Raw genomic sequence first — 26560 nt, forward strand, 5'->3', positions numbered from 1 at the left:
TTAAGTGCAATCTTCAACAGGTACCTTGCTGCTGAAACCCGTTACGGGGGCTGATGGCAACCAGCCAGGCAGGACCTCAACGGACGGCGGAGGTCATGAGCGGCGGCGACAGATTCACGATCGCGGTTGGGGTGGACGGCTCGGCGGAATCACGGTTCGCTCTCGAATGGGCCGTCACGGAGGCCCGTCTCCGCCACGGCCAGGTACGGGCCGTAACCGCCTGGGAGTATCCGCCCGAGACGGCCGGGATGGAAGCGATGATCTGGGATCCAGACATTTTCGAGCCGACTGCCCGGAGAATGCAGACCGACACTTTGAAGGGGATGGACACCGAAGGCGTCAACATCACAGGTGACGTCCTCCAAGGGCCTACAGTCACCGTCCTTGTAAATGCTTCCAAGGACGCCGACCTGCTGGTCGTTGGTTCCCGTGGCCACGGAGGATTCGCCGGGCTGCTGCTCGGATCCGTGTCCACGCAGGTAGTCCACCACGCCGCCTGTGCCGTGCTCGTCGTCAGGACCAGGCACGGCATCCTCGACGTTGGATAACATCTTCGGTCGACGGGATCCCCCCAGCGGCGCACCCGGAGGCGCCCCCTCCGCCGGTCGCGGAGGGGGCTGAGGAACCAGCCAGCGGTGGTTCGGTGCTTCTGCCAGTCGAGAGCTGCGATAAGTGGGAGCGCAGGAGCCTAACCGGAAGCGGGCTTAGACTGGCCTCTGAGCTCACGAGGAACAAGCGACAGGACTGGATACCATGACGGATGATCACTCCCATCATTTGCATGAGTCTGGCGTCTCGCCCTCCGGCATCGATGCAGATCCAACGGGACAACGGACGTGGAGTGGCCGGTTGCAAGCCCTTTGGCACTCTGTCGTCGCAGTCATAGGATTCGTGGTCGGTCTCCTGCCGCACGTCCTGCATCACGTTGGGATTCTCGCCGGTACGGCACTCGTCGCAGGGTCGGGCGGCACCGCGCTGTTCGGCGCGCTGGGATTACTCGCTTCAATCCCACTGCTCCTGCGCCTGTACCGGCGCTTCGGAACCTGGGTCGCGCCTGCCATCGGGCTGCTGATCTTCGCCGCAATGTTCGTGGTGTCCGCATTTATATTCGGCCCGGCGATCAGTGGCACGGGAGGCGACCTAAACCCTGGCCCGGTACCGGGCGTGGAACACACAACGGATCACCCCTCAGGTCACTAGCCCCGCCCTACCCACTCTCCACCGGGCATCGGAACGTACCCGCATGGGACCCATGGGACCCTGGTTGCAGGCGCGAAAGCCCTATTCAGCCTGTATTGGTCCCCTCATCCACTTCCCGACCGGCACCTTACGCCCGGACCGGGCCCCGCCGACCCCAGGCATGACTTCGGCTGACTGATACAGTCTGGAGGCATCTCTGACCGCCTGCTGTGGGATCTGACTATGACAGGTTTGGGTGCCCGGTAGGACGGTTATCTCTGGCCCCCTGGGTGCGTCGCAGGGCAACTTGTGTCGGTCATGCGCACCGGGAGCGGCTTGTCGCTGGCGATGGAGGCATGATCTCCGCTACCATGCTCTCGCGTCCGGCATTGAAACATGCATGGGTCTTGCGGGGCGTTGTTAGCAAGCGACGTTGAGGGTGACCCCGGTGCCGACTAAACCGGACCAGAGTCCGCAGCTCCGAGCACCCACGGTTGATTCTGTGTAGAAATCTGTGTAGCTTGGACGCATGTGCACTATGACAATCACAGAAGCTTCGCGCACTGGCGTCTCCGGACTGGTAAGTTCCGCAGAGGCCGGTATCGACATCGCCCTCTCCCGCCATGGGCATGTTGTAGCTGAGATTGTCTCCGCCGAGGAGATCGCCGGTCTCAGGCGGGATCGGGAAACCCTTAGAGATGCAGCTCTGGTCATGGTTCGATTTGCTACTGATTCGGGTGTCCGCACAGATCTCGATCGAGCCATGGAAGCCTTCGGCTTAAGCCGCGCCGAACTCGAAACCGAAATCGAGAACGGTCTTCACACCCTCTAAGCTCAGTGTGTGACTCTGCCAGAACCTAAATGTCGTGTACGTCTCACCGAAGACGCTATTTCGGATCTTTATCGCCTGAATAAAAAAGACCCGCAGATAGTTCGGGCCGTTTTCGCCAAGATGCTTCTCCTGGAGCGTTCATCGGGCGCCGGCGAACCACTAGTGGGGGCGCTCATAGGTTTCCGAAAGATCGCCGTCGGGGATCGCGACTATCGCATCGTCTGGCGTGAAACAACCGACACCGAGCATAATCCGGTCCTCGACATCGCCGAAGTCTGGGCAGCAGGTGCCCGGAATGACAGTGAAGTCTACACAGAAATGAACGACCGCCTGGTCAAACTCAGGTCATCAGGCAACCCGCAGGCGCTGTCGTTAGTCGAAGTCATCGAGAAGATGGGTTCGCTATTCAACGACATTGAAGCCCACCCTGAGCCAAGAGCTGTTCCCGCCCTCCCGGGTTGGCTCGCTCAGGGACTTATCGAGAATCTGCATATGACCGAAGCCGAGGTCGCCCAACTCGCTGAAGATGAAGCCAAGAATCTTCTGATGCAGCACTGGTCGAAACCTACCTAGTACTACAGTCGCGTTTAATTTGGGCTGTATCGGCGGTTTAACCGGACTTTCCGCTCGCGGCCTGTTAATCGTTGGTGGTGAGTGATGATATTTGTGTGGCGGACGTAGAAGAGTGGGCCGAAGGTCTGGAAGAAATCGGCGATCTGATTGGGCAGCGGTTCGTCCGGTCCGACCACGCCGAACGCCGTGGGGTATGTGCGAGGGCTGCTTTCGGACGAGGAACGCAAGAACTCCTGGACCCTGTCTGAACGCGCCGGGCACGGCACTCCGGATGGCATGCAACGCCTGCTCTCGACCACCGACTGGGACCCGGATGCCGTGCGGGATGACCTGTTCACCTACGTCAACCGCCACCTGGGCGATCCCGACGGGATCCTGATCATTGACGAGACCGGATTCCTCAAGAAGGGCGCCGCCTCAGCCGGGGTCGCACGCCAGTACTCGGGCACCGCCGGTCGCGTGGAGAACTGCCAGATCGGGGTATTCCTCACGTACTCCGCGCCGGCCGGGCGCACCCTTCTGGACCGGGAACTCTACCTGCCCAAAACCTGGGCCGATGACCGGGAAAGATGCACCCGGGCCGGGATCCCTAAAACCCGCGAATTCGCCACGAAACCGGTACTGGCCGCGGACATGATCGACCGCGCCCTGGGATGCCGGGATCCCTGCCCGCTGGGCCACCGGGGACGCGGTCTACGGGCAGCACACGGGGCTGCGCCGCCGTCTGGAAGCCAAGGGGTTGCACTACGTGCTGGCGGTTCCCACGAACCAAAACGTCATCGCCCCCACAGCCGGGATCGGCGAGCAATGGCGCGCCGATAAACTCATCGCCCCGCTGCGCGCCAATGCCTGGCGGACCCGGACCGCCGGGGCCGGGACCAAAGGCGACCGCCGGTATTCCTGGGCACGAACCCGCATCAACGGACCAGCCGAAACAGGGGAACACTGGCTACTGGCCCGCCGCTCCCTGAAAGACCCGACCGATCTGGCCTACTACATCTGCCAAGGCCCCAACCGGGTCTCACTGGCCGAGCTGGTCAGGATCGCCGGCGCCCGCTGGGCGATCGAAGAAACCTTCCAAACCTCCAAGGGAGAAACCGGACTGGACCACTATCAGGTCCGCCAATACACCGGCTGGTACCGCCACATCACCCTCTCCATGTTCGCCCAGTCCTTCCTGACCGTGATCCGCTCCAAAAAAGGGGCGCTGCCGCCGGAGACGGGGAACTGATCCGGCTCTCACTGCCCGAAATCAGGCGCCTGCTCGTCCGGCTCGTCTGGCACCGCACGACCAGCCCGAAACACGTCCTGGAACACTCAACCTGGCGACGAAAACACCAACACCGCGCACGAAATAGTCATTACAGGACCCGCGGACACACCCCATAAACGCGACTGTAGTACTAGATGGCTCACGGAATTTTCCTTTGTTTTTGACGGCGCCCGGAACACCGCAAATGACGACCTTGCGACCGTCGCGGGGCAGAACTCCTCCTCGATCAGACGCAAAGCCAGCAGGGCCTCCTCGCGGGAAAGCGTCTGCGACACCGAGCGGACCGGGTGGCCGAACGCGTGGTGGAACTCGATCGTGCGAGATTCAGTCGTCAAGGTTTCCTTTCATGGGCACAAAAAAGAGCCCACCGTGAAGTGGACTCTTCGATGCCGGGGCTTGTCAGCGCCGAATTGTGGTTCAGCTAACCGGCACAACCGCATCAAGATCAATAACGGCGAGGTGGTAGTGGTCATCATCGGAGTGACGGGCAATCTGGTCGGCCAACTCTGTGGCCTTCTTCAGCGCCACTGCTCGCACGTCCTCCGGTGACGACGGGTCGCCCTCAGGGATGGCCGTAACAGATACGACGTAGCTGTCGAGGACTGTCTTCACAGCCACGCGGGCCTCTTCGCCGCACGCGAGGCCCTTGATGTCCAAGATCGCATCGGCGCGAACAAGAACGTCGCCTGCAGCTACCCAAACATCAGCCATAAATTGCTCCTCAAGCGTTCTTGGAGGTTGTCCTCCAGAACCAACGTAACAATTCCGCGCGGTGCACGAACGTATATCCGGAAATTGCCCGAGGAACATTGGTGGCGCTGGCAGGATTTGAACCTGCGAACCCCGAAGGGAAGGGATTCACAGTCCCCCGCAATCGGCCGCTGTGCGACAACGCCAGGCGGACGGTGAACTAAGCCATCCTTTGTCAGGTCCACCCGGCATGGGCCGCGACTGCCGTTCAGCGGCAAGTGCAACTCCCGAGCGCTCAATTTTGCGAAACGGTGTGGGTTCGTCCACCGTCGGTGATTCCCGTAACTATGTCTCGGAACCTTCTGACTGAATCGGTGTATTCACCGTTAGTTACGCGACACATCGACGCGGCAGCAGTCCCCGGGTTCCCGGGCGAGGCGCCCATCCCGGCCGTCTATGGCATCGCCTCGGCCATCGTCAGGTCAGCTCGTTGCTTTCCATGCTCAGATAGCGGTACACCGTGGCGCGGCTGGCCCCGATGATCTTTTCGATGTCAGCCGGCTTGAGCCCTCTTGTCTTCAATTCATGCGCCCGCTTTACATTCTCGTGGTCAGCCGTGACCTCCCGTCGTCCTGCCTTCCGTCCATTGGCAGCTGCGGCAGCCATGCCGGCCCTGGTGCGCTCGGAAAGCTGGTCTCGTTCAAGCTGGGCGAAAGCGGAAATGATGGTGACCATGGCCTGGGCCATCGCGCCCCCGATCTCACTGTCCGGGTCAGTGGCAATGCCATCCCGCAGCGAGCGGAACTTGATCCCTCGCGACTTGAAGTCATCCAACAGCTCCAGCAGGTGGCGGGTGTTGCGCCCCAGCCGGTCCAGCTTCCACACCACGACCTCGTCACCCCGACCGAGACGGTCCAGCATCCGGTCCAGCTCCGGACGCCTTGCCTGCGTCCCGCTAATCCCCTGGTCCTTGTAGATCCGCTCGCACCCCGCAGTCTCCAGCTCACGGGTCTGCAGATCAGTGCTTTGATCCGTCAAGCTGACGTCGCATCGGTCGCCACCGTAGTGAATGCGGAAGGCCCCGAAATGGACGAGGCAGAGACGGTGACGTTGTTCAACGATCTCTGCGTGTTCGCGCCGGGCGCGCTGATCGATCAGAGCATTCAATGGCACGAGATCGACGGTGGAACTGTCGAAGCATCCTTTACCAATGCCGGCCGCACCATCCGCGCCGTCCTTTCCTTCAACGAGCAAGGGGAACTGAGAAACTTCGTCGCCGACGGACGGGGTGCGGCATCGGCCGACGGAAAATCATTTACCAAGATGCCGTGGTCAACTCCATTGACCGCTTACCGAGGCTTCAGCGCGCACCAGCTCATGGGACTCGGCCAAGGGATCTGGCACGCACCGTCAGGGGACTACTCCTACCTGCGTTTCGTTCTCGATTCCATCGAATACAACGTGGCCGCACCGCGCGCCGGGGCTCAGGGATGAGCGCCCGGGCGGACAGTCCTCCTGACGGCGCCCCGCCCGGTTCGGCTGCGCGAGGATCCTGGGCGCAGCTGCTGCGGAACCGGTTCTGGTTGGTTGTGCCCATGCTGGTGCTTAACCTTGCGCTGGTTAATGTGCTTCCCGCGCCCCTCGCTCCGGGCAGTGCCGGACCGGACATCCCGGACTGGATTTCGCTACTGGAGACCAGTCTTCGCGGCGTGGTCCTCGGTGCCCCGCTGCTCATGCCGCTGTCACTGCGGGAGGCCCCTTCCCGGCCATTGCTCCCAGCATATTTTCTGGGGCTCGGCGCCTAAGCTGCGGCCTGGGCCGCCGTTGCCTGGGCCCCCACAAGCGCCTGGAGCACCAGCGCCATCGGCTTCACCGCTTTGGCGTGGACATCGATCATCCTGTTCGTGGGTATCGGTCTACGATCCACGCTCCGATTCGTCCCCGGGTACCGACCCTGGATGTACCTGAGCGCGGCGACCGTCTTCACGGCTGTCCACACGCTCCCCATGGCGCTCATCAGGGCTTGGTACTACTGAGCAAGGGACCGTGCCGACAGCTTGCGAGCACGTATTCCTTATTCGGGGTTGCCTAAGCCTCGGCCGACCTCAGGGCTCCCGTGGTGACCACCATCGTGCCGACGGGGTGATGGCAAACTGGCGTCCTGTAATTTCCGTCGGCGTAATACGGAACAGCTGATCCTTTGCCCCTGGCTCCCACGGAGACAGGCTCTGATCCACGTTGTCCTGATCGAGTTCGTTATCCGGGACAGCTTCAGGACGGCCTTTCACGACGACGCTCCATGCAATGGTTCCGTAGGGATTGAGGCCGTCAGCCTCCAGCGCGACCGCTCCCCCTTCCAGCAAAGCGTCCAGTTTGGTTCCCGGACCTGTTCGGAAAATCAGTGATCCATCCTCCGGCAGGTAATTCACGGGAAAGATTTCAGGTCCGGCGCTGCCAGTTACCGCCAGTCGACCGATGGAAGCGGACCGAAGGTTTCTCCAGCACGCGTGCGTTCCCAGAACCGCTGTTTCCGGTGCTTGCTTGAAGATATTCATTTGCCGAGCATACCTACCTGACGGATACGCAGTAGAGCACCCCCTAGAGCGCGGACTTGGGTAGGGCGGCGACAGCGGACAGGTCCAGAGCTACGGCGAAACCGCGGGCGGTACCCCTCGTGATATAATTAGGCAGCGTATTCACCAGGCCGGCAGCCTACGCCACGACGACTCCCCATCCTTTGGCGGGCGCCATCAACCAGCCCTTCGGCGGGGCTACGGGCAGCCAATCCTTCGGAACCGCCACGGAGAATCCGTCCCGCGCAGCAGCCAAAGCTATACCCTCCGCGTCTGGGTGGTGCGCCCAGCAATGCAGAGGTGGCGAAGACACCGGACGGCCGCCGTTCGCAGCGGCCCTTGTCCCCTGTCAATTCCCCTTCGTCACTGGACTCCGCCGAGAAGGACGCGATGGAAGACCTCGATGGCTGTCGCTGGACTGCCATCCACGTCCAGGGTGCCGGCGGGGCCTCATCCCTCCGCTGAAGGCGGACCGGGAGCCCCTGGCCATACTCGACGGGGGTGTGAAGCGTTTAGGCACTTCGGCCCTGGGTCAAAACTGCCATGCGAGATAGCCTCTTATGGAGACGGTGGACGCGGTGCGGGCGCAATTGTGCCTCAAAAGAGCGAGTGGAGATGTTTCTCCTGCCGTCAAACAGGGGCTTGACGTCGCGCACTCCGAAGTGTGCGATCCCCGGGGGGATGGGTTTTGATGGCTGCATACCAGCAGAAACTGACGCATGTTGCTTTCCTGCTCGCGGACCTTGAGGTCCGTGAAACCTGGTTAATGTACTTCGGGTATGGGGGCAACAAGGATCGGTGGGTCATCGATGCATATCTGAACGGACTGATGCCGCTGCCCGCCCACGACTGCAACCTCCTGGCGTTAGTCCTCAATGAGCGCCTGACTGAACTTCATATGCCGCACCTCGCCTCCTACCGCGGCTAAGGACGCGTCACGGAGCAAGGTCCCGAGGACGCTCAGGCGGCCCGGGCCAGGGAGCGCTTGGCCTGGATGTTCGGCTGCGGTTAATCCACGCCGTGCGCAGCCCGGTACGCGCTGCCCCGTAGATATCCCAGGGATGGACAGCGACCAAGAGCACTCGTCCTGGTTCGACACCGCACAACTGCGCAGCGTGCAGGTATGCCTCCGGAACCGGTTTCCAGGCCGGCCCGTCCTAAACCGACAGCAGGGCCTCAAAGTCCTCACCGATCCCGGCATCACCGAACAGCTTCCCCGCCACTTGGGCGGAGCCGTTGGACAGGGTCACCAGACGAAATCCTGCCGCTTTCAGGTCGCTGACCCCGCCGACAATGTCAGGGTGCAGCACCAGATCGTCGAATCCGTCCATGATGCGCCCGACGGCGTCCTCGACACCACGGTTCAACGGCAATCCCGCCAGGCTCACCTGCAGTAGCCCGTCGCGATCTCCACAAAGTTTTCCCGGTCCCCCGCCGCGGCCATTGCAAACCCGTCCCGCAGCACCCCGGAAAACCAGACCTTGGCCAGAAAGGACGGCGCCCCGGTCTCGGCGAACCGTCCACCCAAGACTGACATGTCGGACAGTGTTTCATTGACGTCGAAAACGATAACTGCGGGCAGGCCTAGCATGAGGGCTCATTTCGTTCAAGGAGAAAGCATCCACTGACAGATCGCAAGCGCGAACTTACCGCCCCGAGCTGCGATATGCGCGGTGCTGAGTCCATGTCGGACACCCGGTAACGGACGCTTACGGACAAACCGTCGTCCTCCCGGTTCCGGGCGTAGTCGGGAACGCGCTTCCAAGAAGCACGGCTCCAAACAAAGTCGCTGTGAGAGGTCATCGCTGGAGTCCGCCGAAACCGCCGCCGCGATGGCGGCTGAGGTGGCAGCGACATTCCGCCGGGCGAAGCCAGCGACCCGGTCAGTGTTTTGATGTCGCGATAGACAGGATTTTCCCCGGGGCGTGGCGGCGCAGCATTCCGTGCGGATGCAGCACTCGGCCTACAGCGGGCTGCCTGATATCGGCGCGGCGTCTAGCCGGGGAGCAGCAGCCGGAAGCCACAAGGACACTCCAGTGCCCGGAATTCGAGGTACACGCTCATTGCCTTCCCGGGCTCCTCGTCACCGGCGGCATTCGGGGTTCCGCCGCCGGCTGGCCGGGCGAGCAATGGCAAACGAGCTGCGCGCACAACGTCTCTGGGAGCGGTCACATAGGCAGCGCCGCGCGATGCCCTTATCATCTGACGTATGCGTAAACACTTGCTCGCCCTTGGGGTGGCGGCAATCTTCCTGGCCGGCTGCTCGGCCCCTTCAACTCAACCGGCAGTAACGACGGCGGCGCCTACTACGGCAGCCGGTACTACTCCCCCTCCCCCGCCATCCGGTGAGTCGTTTGAGTTCGCCGCCACCGGAGATATGAACCCTGAAGGTAACACGTCGGCCGCGTCGCACAGTGGTAAGAACGCTGCCAGCATCATTGCCGGTCTCAACGACGGTTCGCTGGACAACTTCCTTGCGTTGGGCGATTTCCAGTATGACAAGGGCACCTGTTCCGCGCTCAGGGATTACGACAAGTTGTGGGGTCCGGCCAAGGCCAAGACGTACTGGACCGCTGGCCCGAATCATGATGTTGAACCCGGCGGGAATGACGTTGACCGGTACATGGATGGGCAGTGCGTGTCCACGGAGAAGAGCGCGACGAGCTCCGATCTGGGACGGTTCCAGGACGCACTTGAATGGTATTCGTTCGACAAGGGCAACTGGCACATTCTTGTGGCGCCCACGGCCACCTGGCGTTATGACGCTACGCGGGCTCGAGCGATGACCTCGGAGATGGATGCCGACCTGAAAGCGGCAAAGGCCGCTGGAAAGCACCTGGCGGTTATCTACCATGATCCGTATTTCACCAGCGACACGTCGAGCCATAAGCGCTTCTCTAAGATGAAGCCGTGGATTGACGTGTTCTGGACAAACCGCGTTCGTGTGTTGCTGTCCGGCTCACAGCACAATTATGAGCGGACCTGCCCGATAAACAACGCGGACGAGTGCGTTGCGGACGGGATGCAACAATTTCAGGTGTCCACCGGTGGAATCGGCCTCCGGGAGTTCACCAGCAACCCCTCTTATGTGGAGCGGAAATTTAGCGACACCTGGGGTCACCTACGGATGAGCCTCAAGGCTGACGGCTCCTATACGTGGGAATTCCGTCCCGTCTCCGGCGGAATGCAGACTGACAGCGGGTCTCGAAGCCAGGGCTAACTCCTCGGTTCCGATCACCGCCGGTTCGGCACTAACATTGATACCGTCCCTATGCCCGGCGGCGACCACAGGCAGGTTGGCGTGAGTTCCGGAATGTCAGCATCGAGTGCAGGCGACCAGACGTGGCGGACGAATAGCAGCAGATTCAGGGCCAGTGGGTGGTCGTCTACGGTTATGACCATCTCCTGTGGCTAAGGATTCCCGGGTCTCTCTCCCTGGTCCATTGCATCTTACTACCCCTTGCTCAATTACAGCCCAAGCGACCACGATGGGCTCAGCATGGCACCGATCCCCTGCCTGTAAACGGAATACGACGTTCATGGAACTATCGTCGCAAAAGTTCGATTTGAAGGTATCAGAATCTTTTTTTGTCATCGAAGCCGCTCCCAGCGTGCGCGAAACGGACGACGGGTTCAATCGAATGCTGCCCTCAACGTCGGACGTTTCCGTCCAACGGGAGTGCCTGATCGATAGTCTGGCAACATGCGCTTTATTGGTTCCCCAAAAGGACACAGAACACCTGTGCAGACGACTTTGGACATTCCGGGCAGGCGACTTCGGAAAAATGTCGGCGCAACGTTTCCGCTCCAGCGCATCGGAGGATGGTCCGTTGCCCTAGGGTGGGTCCTGCGGGCTTGAGGTGTGGTTAGGCCTCGAAGTGGGTCGTCGTCCCAGTGGTGCCGGTGAAGCGTGCGAGGATCTCTGAGGCAATGGTGTGCAGCTTCTGGTTGCGGCTGGTCGAGGCCCGCAGGAGGACGCCGAAGGCTTCCTCCTGCGAGCACCGGTTCTGCGCGATGATCACCCCGCAGGCCATGTTGATCGCTGTTCTACCCTCCAGCGCGGCCTTCAGATTACCGCTGAGCAGATCCGCCGCGGCGATCCTGATGCTCAGGCGCAGGGCATCACTGGCCGCGTCCGCAAAGTCGACTGCCACGGCAACGGCATCCCCGGTAAACAGGCCCGTGGCGGGGGCGGAAAAGTTCAGCGCTGCAGTCGCAGCCTGGCGTAGCTGAAGGGGCACGGCCAACGCGGTAGGGTTTCCCGCTGCGGCGAGATCGCTGCTGTTTCGGGCCCAGCTCCGCTCAGCTGCCGCGTCGCTGCTGCCGGCGATCGTAGGGCGATGCTTGTGCAGCCGCAGGGTCAGGACGCACCCGATCCGCGCCCCCGTCGCCCGGCCCATTGCCGCCGCAGCCAGGGCGGCCATCCTGTCCAGTAAATCCTTGATGTTCCCGGCGCCGTCGACCAGGCCGAGCAGCCGCCGAAAATCGTCGGCCTGCCCGTCTTTTTCCATAACGCTGATAGTAGCCTCCCCGGCCGCAGGCGTGTCGCCATGGCTGCGTGTCCACTCCTCGGACCATCACTTGGTCAGAGTCACCGGTTCATGCGTTCGTTCCAGAGCGGGCTGGTACTGATCACGGTCAAAGAAAAGGCGCAGCCCCCCGCCGGATCCTGCTCAGGAAGCCAGACGGTCTGTCGGCGCCGGGACCGGGGTGTAGGTGGTGCCGTCGCGGAACATAGCCCAGAGGAAGTTCAGGCGGCGCCGGGCGAGGGAAAGTATGGCCTGGATGTGGGTATTCCCTTCAACACGTTTGCGGTCGTAATAGGCGCGCGAGGCGGGGCAGGATTTCAGTGCCGAGAGCCCGGACAAATAGAACACGCGGAGGAGCCTGCGGTCGTAGCGCCGGGGGCGGTGGTGGTTGCCGGCGATCCTGCCGGAGTCCCGGGAAGCCGGGGCGAGTCCGGCAATGCCGGCGAACCGGTCCGCGGTTTCAAAGACGGCGAGGTCTCCGCCGGTGGCGCCGAGGAATTCGCGGCGAGGACAGGCCCGAAGCCGGGCATGCTCAGCAGGGTCTGCGTGTACCGGTGTTCGGTGACTCTCTCGCTGATCGAGGCGTCCAGGTCGGCCAGTTCTTTGTCCAGGGTGATGATTTCCTGGGCGAGGGCGGCGACGATCAGCTCCCCGAGGCGCTGGGCCGGGACGGTGGTGTGCGCCGTGTTTCTTTAGCCAGGCGTGGAGTCTGGTCTGGCCGGTGCGCCGGATCCCGTCCGGGGTCCGGTGTCGGGTGAGCAGCAACAGGGCGGCTTTGGAGCGGCTGTAGTCAAAGGCCCGCTCCAGGGCCGGGAAGTATTCCAGCAGCTGGGCCTGCAAGCGGTTGATCGCCCGGACCACTTCAATGGAGATGTCGCGCGCGCGGCAGGTGTCTCCCGCACTGTGGTCTATAGCCAATACGCCACAAAGGAGGCCATGCGTACAACGTGCGCGGGCAGACCTGGAGCATCGCCTCGGCGAACTCATCCGCGCAGGTAGGGCCAAATGTTGATGAGTGAAGCATGTGAGCGGGTAGCTGATGTTTTCTAGATTTTGGAACAAGACCCGGGCCGCTGGGCGATGCTGTACAGCACGGCCCGGGCCCATCCGAGGACGTCGTCACTCACGTCACCACGGTGCGTTTCGATACTGTAAATCACCGAGTACGACAACTCCCCGCGTGGCTACGCCCTATGAACCTCCAACCAATCCGCACAGCAATTCCACAGGCAATCCATATGGAAGACACAGTCGGCGAGCCCACCATAATTGAACTGGGGTAGCCGCGGACGCGACGGCGGCCGCGGCCTGCCAAAAGCCTCGGTTGCGAGCGACACTCGTACCGACTAATGAAGGGCGGCTCAACATGATCACTTTGAGCGAACATCTACTTCCTCAGGGCCTCGCAGAGATGCTGCTGTTGACGCCAGACCTGCATCTCCGAAACCGCCCAGCGTCGTGACCAGATCCGCTGGTCAAGCCCCGAACAGTCAGGTGCCTCCGATGTCATCAAAACGCGAACCACGCTTCTGGGACCGTCAAAACGCTCCCTTGATCATGCTGGGCGTCGGCATCCTCCTGGTAATGATCGCCGCCGGGATCGTCATATGGGTTATCAATATTGCCCCGGCCATCGATCGCATCACAGGATCCTAGGCAAACGGACATCCTGACTGGATCACCCCTGCGATGTCCACCGCTCCGCAGCGTTGGGTTAGCCTTGGCGGGCTTTCATCCGGGGGTTTTTCTTGTTGATGACGAAGGTGCGTCCGCGGCGGCGGGCAATTTGTGCTCCCGGTATTTTTCTCAGTGCCCTCAGCGAGTTTCGTACTTTCATGAACCCTGAGCGGGGGTCGGAGCGCCGTGCCGCGTTGTAGACGGCGTCGACCACTCCGGCGGGAAGGCAGTACCCATGCCTGTTCCGGCGCCTGTTCGGCGTCCAGGTCTGCCAGCTGATGACAGGGATGGCTGCTCCGATCGGCGGGATCCTGTAAGTTTTTCTGTACAGTACCGGGCACGGTGGGTAAATTTGGATTCAGGCCCTGCCCCCGGGGCGGGGCCCGCCTTGCCGGTCGGTGCAGAACCGGCAAGGGCGTGCTGCTGTAGCCGAACGGCGGCGACGATGCACCTGGCGAAAGAAGGCCGCGATGGCCGCCACGTGTTCTAAGCAGTTCTTCGAACCAACAGCTGTGCCAGCGGATCCTTTGGCCTCTGCTCGTCCCTGCGTGCTGCTGGCCGGACGATGCGGGCGCCAGGACCCGGCGCGAAACCAAAACCTCACCCTCCGCCCTGGTCACGGGCCCGGTATTACCGGCCCTGCTGGCGCCTGGCACATTGCCGGCAGTCCGTTTTTCAGGATGCTGTAGCCATGTCCAGAAACCCCGAACGTCGCTTACCTCAGGGCTCCGAGCCGCAGCCTCCCCGGCTGTGTTGCCCGCACTGCGGGGCGCCTTCTACTTTGTTCATCAGCTCCGTCGCGCCGCCACTGCAGCCCTCCAGCAATTGGATCGCTGTTTATTACACCTGCATCAGGTGCCGGCTGTCCTATTGCCATCGGGCCAATGCGGACCAGTTCGCCGGGGCGCTCAACGTCTCCCCGGGCTCGGACGAGTGCTTGTTTTCAGCGGACAGTACATCCACTGCGGGCAGGCCATGCAAAAAACCGCTTCCAGCGTGCTTCAGTTCGAAGGTCGCCTAGTGGAGGAAGAGTTCCCGGGAGCCTCACCCGTGTACCTGGACGTCCGCGTGATGGAATGTCCGTGCGGATTCCGGCTGGTGCTCCCGGAATAATGACCGATGAGGAACGGCGCCCCCACAGGGGACCACCCGGTGAACAGCACCAACACGGTCACCAAGAGGATCATCCATGATCGGAAGTGGAAACCTTCCGGACGATCCGGCAGGGCGCGGACAACTCCAAAGCGGGCATCTGCGCAAGGCCCTCTACAGCTCCGATATCACCACGGGAGAGCTCTGGATGCGGTACTTCACCAACGGAGGCGCCGTAGGAGAGTACGAAGTCGACGCCTACATTCAGTCCCTGCTGTCGCTTCCCCCGTTGCAGCGGGACCTGCTCGCCCAGGCAGCCAACGAGCTCATCGACGAACTCCCTCCCCTGCCCAGGGCACCATCCATGAACGACCTATCCCGGTCCAGCGAACCCGGACAACCCCCCCCCCCCCCCCCCCCCCCCCCCCCCNTTCCCCGTCCGCCGCTCGGTTTACCCCGGCTCCCATATTCCTCGGGCTGCACTTGTGGCCGGGCGGCTAAATACAACCCCCCGCATGGGTGGATAACTCTGATACCGGAACCTTCCGTGCCAGTTTCTTCCCGTGAGGTCCCTCTTTCGGCTATTTGAGATGCCCAAAGAGATTGCTTCCTCGATTACAAGAATATCGACAGTTCCGTGGGTTCTCTCCCGAAGTTGGTCGTCTTTGACCCTACCGACGTCGCAGCCGAGCCATCGTCCTCCGACTGGAAAGCGAACGGCTGTCGCCCTTGCCCGGGGCGTGCCTTTCGGGTTTATCGAGAGTGTGACTACTGGTGTTAAGTATGTTGACTGTCCCGTAAGATGTGAGCGTCAGAGCTTGGGGCTGGCGGATACCTGGGAGGGTCCGCCAGGTGAACCGGGCAATCCAAATTATCTTCGGTTCTAAGACAAGGTCTCCGTCATGAATACTCCTTCTGCGCGCACCCGTAAGATCGCCACGTTTGCCGCCGCCCCACTTGCTGTCCTGATCGCCGGCGGCATGGTCTGGCAGGGCTCCCAAGCAGCCTTCACGGCATCCACCCGCAATGCCGGCAGCTCGTGGAGCACCGGCAACGTGGTCCTCACCGACGATGACCTCGGCGCCGCCGCGTTCACGGTGGAGAACATTGTTCCCGGGCAGACCGGCCAGAAGTGCATCGTGGTTACGTCCCAGTCCAACGTCCAGGGTGAGGTCCGCGGCTACACGCAGAACCTAATCAGCTCCAAGGGCCTGGAAAACCGGATCTACTTCGATCTCGAGCGCGGTACGGGCGGGTCCTTCAACGACTGCACCGAGTTCACGCCCACGGCCAACACCGTCCCCGAGCTGCCCCTCTCCACCCTGGCGTCCGTCAATAGGGACTTCGCCACCGGCGGCGCCCCCTGGCAGACCGCGGGCAGCCCCGGTGAAACGCAGAGCTACCGCGGCACCTGGCGCTTCGACACGACCGGCCTGAGCCAGGACGACATCAACGCCTTGCAGGGAGCCCGTGTGGGCATCGACCTGGTGTGGGAGCTCCAGTCGGACGAGTCCCCCGTAATCCCGTAGCCGGGAGGCTTCGGGAATAGCAAAAACTGTGAACCGGGAGGAACCCGGGTCCGCCCGGGTATCCTCCTGGTGGGGTCCGCTGGTTTCCGCTGACGGGTGGGGGCTGTTCCTGGCGTCTGTTGTGTCGCGGCTGTATCTGGGTGTGGTGCTGAGCCTTGCCCTGATTGCGGTGCTGCCTGCCCTGCTGGGCTGGCATGGCACCGTGGTGCAGAGCGGATCCATGGAACCGCACATCAGCGCCGGCGACGTGGTGCTGGCCGCCGGTTTCGACGCCGCCGGGAAGGTCCCGGTGGGCGGCGTCGTGGAGTTCACCAGCCCGGCCGAGGCAGAGCCGGGCGGGGTGGAAAAGACCCGGCTGCATCGGATCGTGGCCGAAAACCCGGACGGCACCTTCGTGACAGCCGGAGACGCCAACTCCGAGGTGGACAGCACCCCGCTGGGGCGCGGGCAGATCACCGGGCAGGCCAGGCTCCTGGTCCCCGCAGTCGGGCTGCCGGGTCTCTGGCTGACCAGCGGTAACCTCCCGGCGCTGGCCTGGTGGAGCGTGCTGACGCTGTTCGCCGTCGTCGTGGCCGTGTTCGGCGCCCGATCCCCCGAAGGGGAAGACAACACAGAGGATAACAACGCGACCGACGACGGCGGCACACCCCCGGTTGAGCCTTCTCCCCCCGCTGATCGCTCCGGCCTGAAGGCGGGCGCAGCCGTCGGCATCCTCGCTGCCCTGGCTGTCCTGGTCATAGCCACCTCCACCGCTTTCTCCTCAGCCGCGTTCACGGCCACCACCGCGAACGCCGCCAACACGTTCAGCACGGCCACGGACTGGACACCGCCAGCGGTCATCCTGGCCAGCCCCGGGACGATGGTGCGGGCCAGCGTCACGCTGACCGCGGAAGCGAGCGACGCCGAAACGGGCGTCCGCAACGTGGCCATCCAGTACCAGGGGCCCAGCGGTGCCTGGACAGCGCTGTGCACGGCGGCGGCGGCGCCTTATTCGTGCGTGTGGAACACCCAGGGCATGCCCGACGGTGCCTACAGCCTCCGGGCCGTGGCCACGGACAACTCCGGTCTCACCAGCACCTCCGCCGAAGTACAGACCACGGTGGCCAACAGCTTCGCGGTGGTCCTCAACGATCCCGGCGAAATCCAGCGCGGCACCGTGAACCTCTCCGCTGCGCTCTACAGCCCGGGCACCACCAACTACGCCGTCCGGGTGGAGTATTCCCTGGCCGGGGCTAACAAGTGGAACACGCTGTGCCAGAATCTGGCGGCTCCGTATAACTGCACCTGGGCCACGGGGACGTTCGCCAATGACTTCTACGATCTCCGTGCCGTGGCCGTCTCCGGGCCCACGTCCACCTACTCGGAAACGATTACCGACGTGCTCGTGGACAACCAGGCGCCCACGGTAACCATGAGCGATCCCGGCACCCCGCTGCGCGGCGTCGCCACCTTTGCGGCCGCCGCCACGGATGCCCACTCCGGCGTCGCCCAGGTGCAAATTCAGTACGCCCGCTCTGGCACCACGGCGTGGGCGCCGCTCTGCACCGTGTACGTGGCGCCGTATTCCTGCCGGTTCGACACCACCGCCCTGCCCAACGCCTCCTACGGTTTCCGCGCCATCGCCACGGATGAGGCGGGCACCAGTACGACGTCTCCCGCTGTCAGCAACAGGGTGGTGGACAACACCGTGTCCTCGGTGTCGGTGGAGGATCCGGGCGCCTACCTGACCGGTAACGCCACGCTCACCGCTGCTGCGAACTCGACGGCGGGCGTGAGCAATGTGCGGATCCAGACGGCACCGGCCGGAACCGGCACCTGGACCACACGCTGCACCCTGGCCGCGGCGCCTTACTCCTGCGTGTGGGACACCCGGACCGTGGCCGACGGGCAGTACGATCTCCGTGCCATCCTCACCGACGGCGCCGGCAAGGAAACCATCTCCGCCATCGTGGCCGGCCGGCGGGTGGACAACAGCCCCCTGCGCGGCGCCGACGTCCAGGCCGCCAACAGCACCGGCATCCCGGGCAGGCTCGACGCCGGCGACACCCTGAGCTTCACCTACAGCCAGCAGGTCAACCCCGCCTCCGTCACTCCGGGATGGACCGGCGCTGCCCTGCCCGTGACGCTCCGGCTGCGCGACGGCAACATCCTGGGCACCGGCAATAGCGGGGACACCCTGGACGTCCAGCGGCCGGGCAGCACCGTGAACCTGGGAACTGTCAACACCAAAGCCAACTTCGCCAACAACCGCAAGACCGTCACCTACAACGCCACCATGACAGCCACCACGGTCATAATCGCCGGCGTCCCGAGAACAGTAGTCACCGTGAAACTGGGCAGCGTGGCCAGCGGCAGCAGCAGTATCCGCACCACCACTACCGCTGCCGCGATGGTATGGACGCCGACATCCTCCGTCACCACCACAGCCGGCACCGCGTGCTCCCTCGCACCTGCCGCCGAAACCGGCACAACCGACAGAGACTTCTAACCAAGATCACGCAAAGAGACCTGGTAGGTGCAATCCATGCGGTTCCACGCCCGGAAACCACGACTCGTGGCGACCCCGAAGCATCGTCGAATCGCCCGGCCCCAACTTGACTAAAGGCGTCGCGGGAGACCAGCCCTGCGTTGACGGCCGCCTCCCGGGCATCGCAAAATACGATCGTATTTGAGATGCACGGGGGTGCGGGCCAGCTTCTCGATCGTCCCGTCCACAGTCGCTAGTCCCAACACATGGATAGCGGACACGGATCATGAGCCAGGGATGCCGGATCTGGGACGCGACCTCTGTGCCGTCTCATGAGTGGTCGTTTGTGAAAGGGTGTCCGATGATGGCTGCAGGATGTCACTGATCCCGACCCATAGGGTGTAGGCGAGCTCCTCCCCTCGAGCGCAAGCTCACCCGCCATACGCTCCAGAGCTCGCTCGGCACCAAGAGCATCGCAGGACTCTTGCGCATTCGCATCGACACTGGAGGTTCCTGAATATGGCAGTTTCGTTTAGGACCGGTGTGACGGTCCTGCCGGCGCCATCCAAAACTGTCACAGTCATTCAGCTATGACTGTTCCTCTCAGTGTTGCTGGCATCGAGATCGCAACGTCGAGGATGGCGGGTGAGCCGAGAACGCAGCATTGTGCGATCGCGCCTTTACGGAAGGGCGACGCTCCATGCGTCGTACCCGAATACCCAGTCACCGTTTCCTTTGTCCCTCAGCCAGCTGTTCTCGCGAGAAGCCAACTGGATCTGCGCGGTGCGATCGCGACGGGCCCTCTCGTAGCGAAGCAGTGCCCCAGGGATCCCGGCTTCCTCCGAGTCATTGATGCAGCGCGCGAGCACCACCGCATCCTCGATCGACTGGCCGGCGCCCTGCGCCATGAAGGGCATCATGGGATGGCATGCATCGCCGAGAAGTGTGACCGCACCGACACTCCACTTGGCAAGCGGTTCGCGGATATAGAGAGCAGACTTCAAAACATAATCGCACGCATCCAGATACGCGCGAGCCTCGGCGGGGAACGTGCTGTAACTCTCACGCAGTTCAGCGACGTCTCCGGGTTGCGTCCACGACTCGTCGCGCCAGGATTCCTGAGTTTTCGTAGCGAATATGAACATGTCCTTCCCTTGATTAAGGGGGAACGTCACGATCTGGGTTTCGGGGTTCGGGCCCCACCACTTGATGAAGTTGTTGGTGTTAGTCGTATTGGTCAAACGATCGACTGGGAAGACCGCACGATACGCGACGACACCAGTGAAGGTGGGGTGCTCTGCGCCAAAGAGGGCATTTCGAACGGCGGAGTGAATTCCATCTGCCCCGATAAGTACATCGACGAGTACATCTGGCGCGGACTCAAAGGAGACAGTCACTCCGGTATCGCCTGGCTGGAGGGCAACCAAGCGGTGACGGAATCTGATGATATCCGGCGGCAGCGCGGATTCGAGAGCTTGCATTAGATCGGCACGGTGCATAGTCAGCTGGGGTGCGCCATACTGTTCAAGCGCGGTGCCTGACATTGCCAGTCGCATGGTCTCATCATCTGTGTCCCATATGCGGCTGATGGTGTAGTCGGGCTCCGCGGCAGTCTCACGCAGGAGGCCGCCGATTCCGAGTCTGTCGAGGGCATGAACAGCGTTCGGGGTGAGGTTGATGTCCGCTCCAACCCGCGAGAACTGCGCCGCCTGCTCGAAGACGACGACTTCGTGCCCGCCCCGACGTAACGCGATAGCCGCCGTCAGGCCGCCGATTCCTGCGCCAACTATTCCTACACGTGCCATTCGTTTCCTCCAGTGTGTGTTGTGGATGTGTGGATGTGTGGTCACTGCTGCGCCATCTCTCCGTTGACGTCGTTGATGTTCAATGTCCTGAGAACATCGTGACCACCCCAACGCCCCCAGCTGGAGACGCATTGCGCTGCTTCTGCGGCGGTTGCCTCGGGATCGGACGTTTGATCGCGGCGATCATTCCGCGTTCCTGCCGATGAAGAACTCGCGGAGCGGGGCGTCGCTCGGGTGCATTCCTGTGTCGATCGAACCTTTTCGCAACGCTGGGATCCGGTTCCGTTGCGTATGTCTGTCGGCTGCTGCGGGTCGATCAGCGGCCGACACACAGTTGCAGAAGGTCTTCACCGACGATGAGCTTGCCGGTGTACCCGCGGCGGGCGGACATAGAATCTCTCCGTTCAAATCGGGGGGGTATGGACGTTGCCTTCGGTGGGACGGGGCAAAGGGGTGGGCGCCGGCCGGCGGCTTTGTCTGAGGGGACGGGACGCGTTGGCTGTAGGCCCGCGGAGTGGATCCGCGGGCCTTCGCCCGATTCGCGGCTCGGTGGTGTGGGGGTTATTAGCGGGTTGCCGCGTCTTCCGGGACTCCTGGAATGTTGGAGCCATGACCGATACGGCTGCGGTAGGGCCGCTTCCGGGCCCTGGCCACAGGGTCCGCTGAGTCGTTGCGTTCGCCGACCGTATTTTCGATGACACCTATTCCGTCAACGGTGATCCTGACCCTGTCCGCCGGTTTCAGGGGCAGAGGCAGCTTTTCTCCGTTGCGTCCCCAGAGCTCCGCTAGACAGCCGCTGCCGCAGGTTCCGGACCCCAGGACGTCGCCCGGAACGATGCGCGAATCACGGGAGGCGTAGCTCACGAGCTCATTGAACGGCCATCCCATGTTCGACAGAGAATCCGAGCCAATGGCTTCATCGTTCACTTCCACCAGGATGGGAAGCGCGAGAAAGCCTTCCTCATCGTGTCGTACATCGAATTCGTCGGCGGTTACGATCCAGGGGCCGAGGGTGTTATTGAAATCCTTGCCTTTGCAGGGTCCGAGCGAGACCTTCATTTCGCGGCGCTGCAAGTCCCGGGCCGACCAGTCGTTCAGGATGGTGTAGCCGAAGATATGACGCCCGGCCATGCCGCTGTTCAAGTTTCTTCCGTCGCTGCCCTCGACATGGCCGATCACGGCCGCGACCTCGGCTTCGAAATCGAGCTCCTCGCACCCTGCGGGTATGCCGACGGTGGTTTTTGTGGCGCTGACGGTGTGCGGGTTGGTGAAGTAGAAGGTGGGTGCCTGGTACCACTCCTCCACAACGTGCCCGCCGGCCATGGTCTTAACGATGCCTTCCACATGCTCTTCGAAGGTCACGAAATCCCGCATCGATGCCGGCTTCAACGGTGCCAGGAGGACCACATCATCCAGAGGAATTCCTGCTCCGCCCGTGCACGTTTCCTCGGCTAACTTCAGCGTCTTCTCGAGCCCCATGTCCAGCAGGGCCTGAGTCGTCAGTCCATCGGCAAGCGGGTATGCGAGGGACTCCTTGACGAAACCCGAGCGGATCTTGTCTCCGTGTGCCCAGCGAGCTATACGCACCATGTGGTGCTCCCTTCATATGTTGCTCCGCTAGAGAGCGGAGCGGTCAGTCGATGGTTCAGGCTGTACATGTCAGGGGGCGGCCGCCGTTGTATTCGAACATTTCCTGGAAGACGGCCTGGTGATCCACCGGCTCGCCGGACATTTCCGCATAGGCGCTGTGCAGGTTGCCCACGATTCGTTCCGAGTCCAGCAGCCCCGCGAACCGGCCCAAGTCCAGTGCGCGCGACGCCTCCAGGGGCGAGAGGCCCTGGGACCTGGCCTCTGCGGCGGCTTCCCAGACGAATCGAAGGTAGTCCTCCATCGCATCCAGCAGTTCAGGACCTCCGACCGGGCCGTGTCCGGGAACGATGACACCGGGGTTCAAGGACCTGAGTTGGGCCAAGGCCTCGAGCCATCCTGTAGCAGAACCCGACATGAGAAACGGGGTCCCTCCGTTGAAGACGAGATCGCCGGCGAAAAGGACCCGGGAGCCGGGGAGCCAGACGTAGGAATCACCCTGCGTGTGGGCCCGGGTGCCCGGATGGATCAGCTGCACCTCTCGTTCGTCCGCGTACAAGCTCATCGAGTGGGTAAACGTCACTTCAGGTTCCCTGGGCCGGACCGACCCCTGATCGAACGGGGTGAAGATATGTCCCGCAACGGGCTGGCTTGCCCGCAGCTCCGTCCGGGCGTTCTCATGGGCCACGACGACGGCGTCCTCGAGCAAGGAGGCGCCGTTACTGTGATCCGGGTGCGCGTGGGTGTAGACAAGGTACCGCACGCCCTGGCCCGTAACTGACTCCATCGCTGCCAGATACGCGGCAGTGCGCTTCTCCGTTGACGTCACGTCGATACTGATGTTGCCCCGGGAGCTCTCGATGAAGCCCATGTTGTTGACCATCCAGCTCCCATCGGGCTGGATGTAAGCCCATACCCCGGGAGCCACCTGCTGCAACTCGGGCGCGCCCGATTGCTTTTCCTGTTCCACCATCATGTTTTCCACGATCACATCTCCATAGAAGCGGCCGACTCTTCGTCGACCTGGTTTTCCGTACCGTGCGGGTAGCGCGGCAGTGTCACGAGCACCATGTGTCCCGGCAGCAGGACAATGGCCGCCACCGTCATCTGAATGCTGTAGGGGCCGGTACCGGGGAAATGAATCCTGCCGCACCCTGGCCCAGCGAATCCCAGTTATGAATGGCTTATAGAGGAGGAGCCCTCAATGCACGAGGGCCCCTCCGGGCAGCATCACCAGGTTGCTGCGACGTACTTCGTCTCCAGGTACTCCATGAGGCCGGCGTGCCCGCCCTCGATACCGAGACCGCTTTGCTTCCAGCCTCCGAACGGGGCGGCCGCGTCCGAGACGACACCGCGGTTGATACCGACCATGCCCGAATCGATCCGCTCAGCAAGGGCGAGCCCCTTCGCCAAATCTCCGGTCTGGATAAAGGACACGAGGCCGAACGGTGTGGAGTTGGCCAGCTCGACCGCCTCATCGACGGAGTCAAAGGCAACGATCGGTGCCACCGGTCCGAAAATCTCTTCCCGCACAATCCGGGCGTCGGCGGGGACGTCGGCCAGGACTGTTGGGGAGTAGTAATGGCCCACACCTTCAGGCGCCGACCCTCCGGTGACGACTCTGGCTCCGCGAGCCACCGCATCGGCAACGAGAGAGTCGACTTTGGCAACAGCGGCCGCGTTGACAAGGGGCCCGACATGGACCCCGTCATCGAGGCCCGGCCCGAGCTGAAGGTCCTCCATGGCTTCGGTGAGCCTGGTCGTGAAATCGTCGAGGACCGGCCGGGCAACGTAGAACCGGTTGGCCGCGGTGCAGGACTGCCCGCCGTTGCGGAGCTTTGCCGTGATCGCGGAGGCGACAGCAACCTCGAGATCGGCGTCATCGAGCACGATGAACGGCGCGTTTCCGCCCAGTTCCATGGAGCACGGGATGACCTGCGGGGCTGCCTGCTCCATCAGGCGGACTCCTACTTCGGTGGATCCGGTGAACGAGAGTTTGCGCACCCGGTCATCGTCGAGCAGCGCCGAGACAACGTCCCCGGTGCGCCGTGTCGGCACGACATTAACAACGCCGGCGGGGACGCCTGCTTCAGTGAGGATCTCGGCGAGAGCGAGGGCCGTCAAGGGTGTTTCGGAGGCGGGTTTCAACACTGTGGTGCACCCTGCCGCCAGGGCGGGCCCGATCTTCCGGGTGACCATCGCTGCCGGGAAATTCCACGGCGTGATGAGAAGGGCTATGCCGACAGGCTGGTAACTCACCAGCATCCGATTCGCTCCGCTCGGGGCGACGCTCAGATCTCCGATGATCCGCACCGCTTCCTCCGAGTACCACCGGAGAAAATCGGCTGCGTAGCGGATTTCGGCGACTGATTCGGGCAATGCCTTGCCGTTTTCAAGGGTAATGAGGCGGGCGAGGTAGTCTTCGCGTTCGGTCATCAGCTCGAAAGCCCGGCGGAGGATTTCCCCCCGGCGCCGCGGCGGCGTCGCTGCCCACTCGGCGGCTGCCCCCTCGGCTGCGTCGACCGCACGTTTGGCATCGTCGACCGAAGCCGAGGCGACCCGCGCCAGAGGCTGTTCGGTGGCGGGATTGAAGACGTCGAATTCGGCCAGATCGTCCGCCGGGATGGATTTACCGTCGATGTAAAGACCGGTCTCCGGCATTCGAAGGCTCATGCCGGGTTCCGTCCGATGAAGTACTCGCGGTCCTCGCTGTCGGTGACCGGAAGCCCCGAAGCTTCCAGGCTCTTGCGGAAGGTCGACATGAAGCGGTCCGGGATGCGCATCGCCGGGGCGCGCAGAGGTCCGCCGTTGAACCCGGCGAGCCACTCCTGGTACTTCCACATGGTTCGATTCAGCATGTTCGTTCCCGACGCGTACGAGGAGGCCGCTGCGCCGTTGGCCTGGCGGGCCGGATGCACCTTCCAGTAAAGCTCCATGGCCGCATCCCATTCGCCCTTGCGGGCGAGGTCGAAGGCCTTCGGGAAGTAGTCACTCATCCAGCTGGTGTTGCTGGTCCCGGAAAACTGCAGGTCGAGCACCGACATCAGTGGAATGACATCGCTCTCGATGGGGGCGCTGATGACAATCTCGTCCCGGAAGTGGCGGTACATCTCCATCACGCCCGGGATGGACGGGAAGCCCTGCTCGGACTTGACCGCGACGATGTTGGGGATGGTGTCGACGACGCGACGGACGAAGTCGACCGGCATGCCGGCCGGGTGGATTCGCTCAAACCCCCAGAGCGGAATTGGGAAGAGCATGACGGCGAGGTCGGTAGCGTTGCAGAAGGCGCTGGTGTACTCGTAGATCTCGTCGGCGGTGGTGGGGTAGAAGCCGGAGGGGTAGGACAGGAGGGCGCGGTCTGCTCCGGCATCCTGGGCCAGCTTGGCGGCGTGGATGTTTTCCTCGAGCGTGCCGAAGGCTGCGTGGAAGAAAAGGCCGAAGTCCGGGCCGGCGGCCTCACTCGCGATTTCAGCCACGCGGGCATTTTCCTCCGGCGTGATTGCCAGTTCGGTCACGAGCAGGGTCGAGTCGTAGCCGAGCTTCTTCAGCAGGGTGATGTCATGGACAATGGCCGCCTCGTTGATCCGTTCCAGGTCGCTGGTGAACGTCGGATGCGTCACCCCGCAGACTCCAACGAAGTTCTTCTTGGCCCACGCACGGGCCTCTGTTTTGGTGTAATCGATCATGCTGATCTCTCCTTGACTATGGCCGTCGTTGACGGCTACTTCTTATTGATCGTGACGCCGGTGGGAAGGGCGGCGCCCCGTCCGGTCGAGACCGCGCTCTCATAGAGCACTTCGGCCATAACGATGTCCTGCAACGCCGATCCGGTCGATTTGTAGAGGTTGATGCCTTCGCGGCCCGGCACTCCCAGGCGCAGACATTCGCTGAGCGAAATCAACTTGTCGCTAAAGTCGATGCCGGCTTCAGCCGCGGCAATCATGTCGCCGGTGTCTCGTGCGACCTCGTCCAGTTCGTCGGCCACAATGACCGATGCCCTGCGGATGACCTCAGGGTCGACCTCACGCTGGGAAGGCACCGTGGAGCCGATCGAAACCACGGTGGTACCAGGTTCCAGCCACTCCCCCAGCAGCGTGGGTGACTCGTCGCGGGACCGGGCCGCGCACACGATGACATCCGCACCGCGAATCGCTTCCCGGGCGGATTCGACAGGGACGATGACCACGCCATGCTGTTCCCCGAGTTCACGCGCAAATGCTTCGCGGTTCGCCGGAGTGGGGCTGAACACGGTAGCGGAGGCGATGTCGCGCACGGACGCCAGTGCCGCGAAATGCGATCGTGCCTCAAACCCGGACCCGATAAACGCCACGCGCAGCGCCCGGTCCGGGGCCAGCGCGTCAACTGCAACGGCCGACGTCGCCGCGGTGCGGATCCCCGTGACGCGGTTGCCGTCGACGAGGGCCACCAGCCCGGACGTCTCGCGATCGAAAAGTGCGATGAGGTAGCTCGCGGCACCAGCGGCGGTGGATGCCGAGATGATCTTCGTGCCGATCAGGCGGGTCGCGCCGGGCGCCGCCGTCATGGTCCGAAGCCACCCGGTGCTTGTTGTGGCGATCGAACGGGGCGGCACCGAATTTGCCTGGCCTTCATGGGCGTAAGCCCGTCGAAGGGCCGCCACCGCCGAAGGCCAGTCGGTGAGCATCGCGACATCGTTATCGGTAATGAACGTTGTGTCCGAAAGGGTGGTCATGTTCGGTTCCTTCTACAGGGTGCGGCTCGGGGCGCGCAGC

Annotated in this window: 24 protein-coding genes, 1 tRNA gene and 2 pseudogenes; 12 read left to right on the forward strand and 15 right to left on the reverse strand. The window is 62.9% G+C overall.

Features of this window, described 5'->3' with window-relative positions:
• Positions 1–53: 53 nt before the first annotated feature.
• The 5 genes and pseudogenes from AC50X9_RS15195 to AC50X9_RS15215 all read left to right on the forward strand — a co-directional run bounded on the left by AC50X9_RS15195 (position 54) and on the right by AC50X9_RS15215 (position 3815).
• A complete protein-coding gene (locus AC50X9_RS15195) occupies positions 54–548 on the forward strand; it encodes a universal stress protein (RefSeq protein WP_494894613.1) in 495 nt (164 codons plus the stop codon).
• A 343-nt stretch (positions 549–891) separates the two neighbouring features.
• A complete protein-coding gene (locus tag AC50X9_RS15200) occupies positions 892–1200 on the forward strand; it encodes a hypothetical protein (protein ID WP_494894615.1) in 309 nt (102 codons plus the stop codon).
• A gap of 517 nt (positions 1201–1717) precedes the next feature.
• Positions 1718–2011 carry a prevent-host-death family protein gene (locus AC50X9_RS15205; RefSeq protein WP_494894617.1) on the forward strand — a complete coding sequence of 98 codons (294 nt, stop codon included), beginning with the start codon at positions 1718–1720 and terminating at the stop codon, positions 2009–2011.
• Positions 2012–2020: 9 nt separating this feature from the next.
• A complete protein-coding gene (locus AC50X9_RS15210; protein WP_494894619.1) occupies positions 2021–2584 on the forward strand; it encodes a type II toxin-antitoxin system RelE family toxin in 564 nt (187 codons plus the stop codon).
• Positions 2585–2673: 89 nt separating this feature from the next.
• Positions 2674–3815, forward strand: a pseudogene (locus AC50X9_RS15215) (IS701 family transposase).
• Positions 3816–4274: 459 nt separating this feature from the next.
• Here AC50X9_RS15215 and AC50X9_RS15220 read toward each other — a convergent pair.
• The 3 genes from AC50X9_RS15220 to AC50X9_RS15230 form a co-directional block, all read right to left on the reverse strand.
• Positions 4275–4568 carry a hypothetical protein gene (locus tag AC50X9_RS15220; protein ID WP_494894621.1) on the reverse strand — a complete coding sequence of 98 codons (294 nt, stop codon included), beginning with the start codon at positions 4566–4568 and terminating at the stop codon, positions 4275–4277.
• A gap of 99 nt (positions 4569–4667) precedes the next feature.
• Positions 4668–4753: transfer RNA gene (locus AC50X9_RS15225), tRNA-His, on the reverse strand.
• Between the two features lie 271 nt (positions 4754–5024).
• On the reverse strand, positions 5025–5585 hold the full coding sequence (locus AC50X9_RS15230) for a recombinase family protein (RefSeq protein WP_494894623.1): 561 nt from the start codon (positions 5583–5585) through the stop codon (positions 5025–5027).
• Positions 5586–5633: 48 nt separating this feature from the next.
• On the opposite strand from AC50X9_RS15230, the gene AC50X9_RS15235 reads away from it, so the two are divergent.
• Both AC50X9_RS15235 and AC50X9_RS15240 read left to right on the forward strand, forming a co-directional pair.
• Entirely contained in the window at positions 5634–6041 is a 408-nt protein-coding gene (locus AC50X9_RS15235; protein WP_494894625.1) for a DUF6544 family protein, read from the forward strand.
• A 101-nt stretch (positions 6042–6142) separates the two neighbouring features.
• On the forward strand, positions 6143–6352 hold the full coding sequence (locus tag AC50X9_RS15240) for a hypothetical protein (RefSeq protein WP_494894627.1): 210 nt from the start codon (positions 6143–6145) through the stop codon (positions 6350–6352).
• A 300-nt stretch (positions 6353–6652) separates the two neighbouring features.
• On the opposite strand, the gene AC50X9_RS15245 is transcribed toward AC50X9_RS15240, so the two are convergent.
• Positions 6653–7102, reverse strand: coding sequence for a pyridoxamine 5'-phosphate oxidase family protein (locus AC50X9_RS15245; RefSeq protein ID WP_494894629.1), 450 nt, complete (start codon positions 7100–7102; stop codon positions 6653–6655).
• A gap of 709 nt (positions 7103–7811) precedes the next feature.
• Here AC50X9_RS15245 and AC50X9_RS15250 point away from each other — a divergent pair.
• A complete protein-coding gene (locus AC50X9_RS15250; RefSeq protein ID WP_494894631.1) occupies positions 7812–8048 on the forward strand; it encodes a hypothetical protein in 237 nt (78 codons plus the stop codon).
• 229 nt (positions 8049–8277) lie between these two features.
• Here the strand turns inward: AC50X9_RS15250 and AC50X9_RS15255 are convergent, their stop codons facing one another.
• Positions 8278–8493 carry a hypothetical protein gene (locus tag AC50X9_RS15255; protein ID WP_494894633.1) on the reverse strand — a complete coding sequence of 72 codons (216 nt, stop codon included), beginning with the start codon at positions 8491–8493 and terminating at the stop codon, positions 8278–8280.
• A gap of 11 nt (positions 8494–8504) precedes the next feature.
• Positions 8505–8657 carry a hypothetical protein gene (locus AC50X9_RS15260; protein ID WP_494894635.1) on the reverse strand — a complete coding sequence of 51 codons (153 nt, stop codon included), beginning with the start codon at positions 8655–8657 and terminating at the stop codon, positions 8505–8507.
• 672 nt (positions 8658–9329) lie between these two features.
• On the opposite strand from AC50X9_RS15260, the gene AC50X9_RS15265 reads away from it, so the two are divergent.
• The gene (locus tag AC50X9_RS15265; RefSeq protein WP_494894637.1) at positions 9330–10340 is read left to right on the forward strand and encodes a metallophosphoesterase family protein; all 1011 of its coding nucleotides are present in this window, start codon (positions 9330–9332) and stop codon (positions 10338–10340) included.
• A gap of 646 nt (positions 10341–10986) precedes the next feature.
• On the opposite strand, the gene AC50X9_RS15270 is transcribed toward AC50X9_RS15265, so the two are convergent.
• Both AC50X9_RS15270 and AC50X9_RS15275 read right to left on the reverse strand, forming a co-directional pair.
• Positions 10987–11631 (reverse strand): ANTAR domain-containing protein, encoded by a 645-nt coding sequence (locus AC50X9_RS15270; protein ID WP_494894639.1) that lies wholly within the window; start codon positions 11629–11631, stop codon positions 10987–10989.
• A 162-nt stretch (positions 11632–11793) separates the two neighbouring features.
• Positions 11794–12496 (reverse strand): annotated as a pseudogene (locus AC50X9_RS15275) (transposase); the annotation flags it as partial.
• 656 nt (positions 12497–13152) lie between these two features.
• On the opposite strand from AC50X9_RS15275, the gene AC50X9_RS15280 reads away from it, so the two are divergent.
• On the forward strand, positions 13153–13305 hold the full coding sequence (locus AC50X9_RS15280) for a hypothetical protein (RefSeq protein WP_494894641.1): 153 nt from the start codon (positions 13153–13155) through the stop codon (positions 13303–13305).
• Between the two features lie 58 nt (positions 13306–13363).
• Here AC50X9_RS15280 and AC50X9_RS15285 read toward each other — a convergent pair whose 3' ends face one another.
• Complete coding sequence (locus tag AC50X9_RS15285) at positions 13364–13486, reverse strand: ribosomal protein bL36 (protein WP_494894643.1); 123 nt, start codon at positions 13484–13486, stop codon at positions 13364–13366.
• Positions 13487–15320: 1834 nt separating this feature from the next.
• Here AC50X9_RS15285 and AC50X9_RS15290 point away from each other — a divergent pair.
• Both AC50X9_RS15290 and AC50X9_RS15295 read left to right on the forward strand, forming a co-directional pair.
• Positions 15321–15947 carry a hypothetical protein gene (locus tag AC50X9_RS15290; protein WP_494894645.1) on the forward strand — a complete coding sequence of 209 codons (627 nt, stop codon included), beginning with the start codon at positions 15321–15323 and terminating at the stop codon, positions 15945–15947.
• 28 nt (positions 15948–15975) lie between these two features.
• On the forward strand, positions 15976–18435 hold the full coding sequence (locus AC50X9_RS15295; protein WP_494894647.1) for an Ig-like domain-containing protein: 2460 nt from the start codon (positions 15976–15978) through the stop codon (positions 18433–18435).
• A gap of 659 nt (positions 18436–19094) precedes the next feature.
• On the opposite strand, the gene AC50X9_RS15300 is transcribed toward AC50X9_RS15295, so the two are convergent.
• The 6 genes from AC50X9_RS15300 to AC50X9_RS15325 form a co-directional block, all read right to left on the reverse strand.
• On the reverse strand, positions 19095–20219 hold the full coding sequence (locus AC50X9_RS15300) for an FAD-dependent monooxygenase (RefSeq protein WP_494894650.1): 1125 nt from the start codon (positions 20217–20219) through the stop codon (positions 19095–19097).
• Between the two features lie 564 nt (positions 20220–20783).
• Positions 20784–21809: a fumarylacetoacetate hydrolase family protein gene (locus AC50X9_RS15305; protein ID WP_494894654.1), complete on the reverse strand. Its 1026-nt coding sequence runs from the start codon at positions 21807–21809 to the stop codon at positions 20784–20786.
• A 55-nt stretch (positions 21810–21864) separates the two neighbouring features.
• Entirely contained in the window at positions 21865–22782 is a 918-nt protein-coding gene (locus AC50X9_RS15310; protein WP_494894810.1) for an MBL fold metallo-hydrolase, read from the reverse strand.
• 254 nt (positions 22783–23036) lie between these two features.
• Positions 23037–24479 (reverse strand): NAD-dependent succinate-semialdehyde dehydrogenase, encoded by a 1443-nt coding sequence (locus AC50X9_RS15315; RefSeq protein WP_494894657.1) that lies wholly within the window; start codon positions 24477–24479, stop codon positions 23037–23039.
• Positions 24476–25495, reverse strand: a complete 1020-nt coding sequence (locus AC50X9_RS15320; RefSeq protein ID WP_494894659.1) for a dihydrodipicolinate synthase family protein — start codon at positions 25493–25495, stop codon at positions 24476–24478. Before AC50X9_RS15320 ends, AC50X9_RS15315 begins: the two co-directional genes overlap by 4 nt.
• Positions 25496–25530: 35 nt before the next feature.
• Positions 25531–26520: an ornithine cyclodeaminase family protein gene (locus AC50X9_RS15325; protein WP_494894661.1), complete on the reverse strand. Its 990-nt coding sequence runs from the start codon at positions 26518–26520 to the stop codon at positions 25531–25533.
• Positions 26521–26560: the final 40 nt, after the last annotated feature.

The sequence above is a fragment of the Pseudarthrobacter sp. HLT1-3 genome (assembly GCF_059383535.1).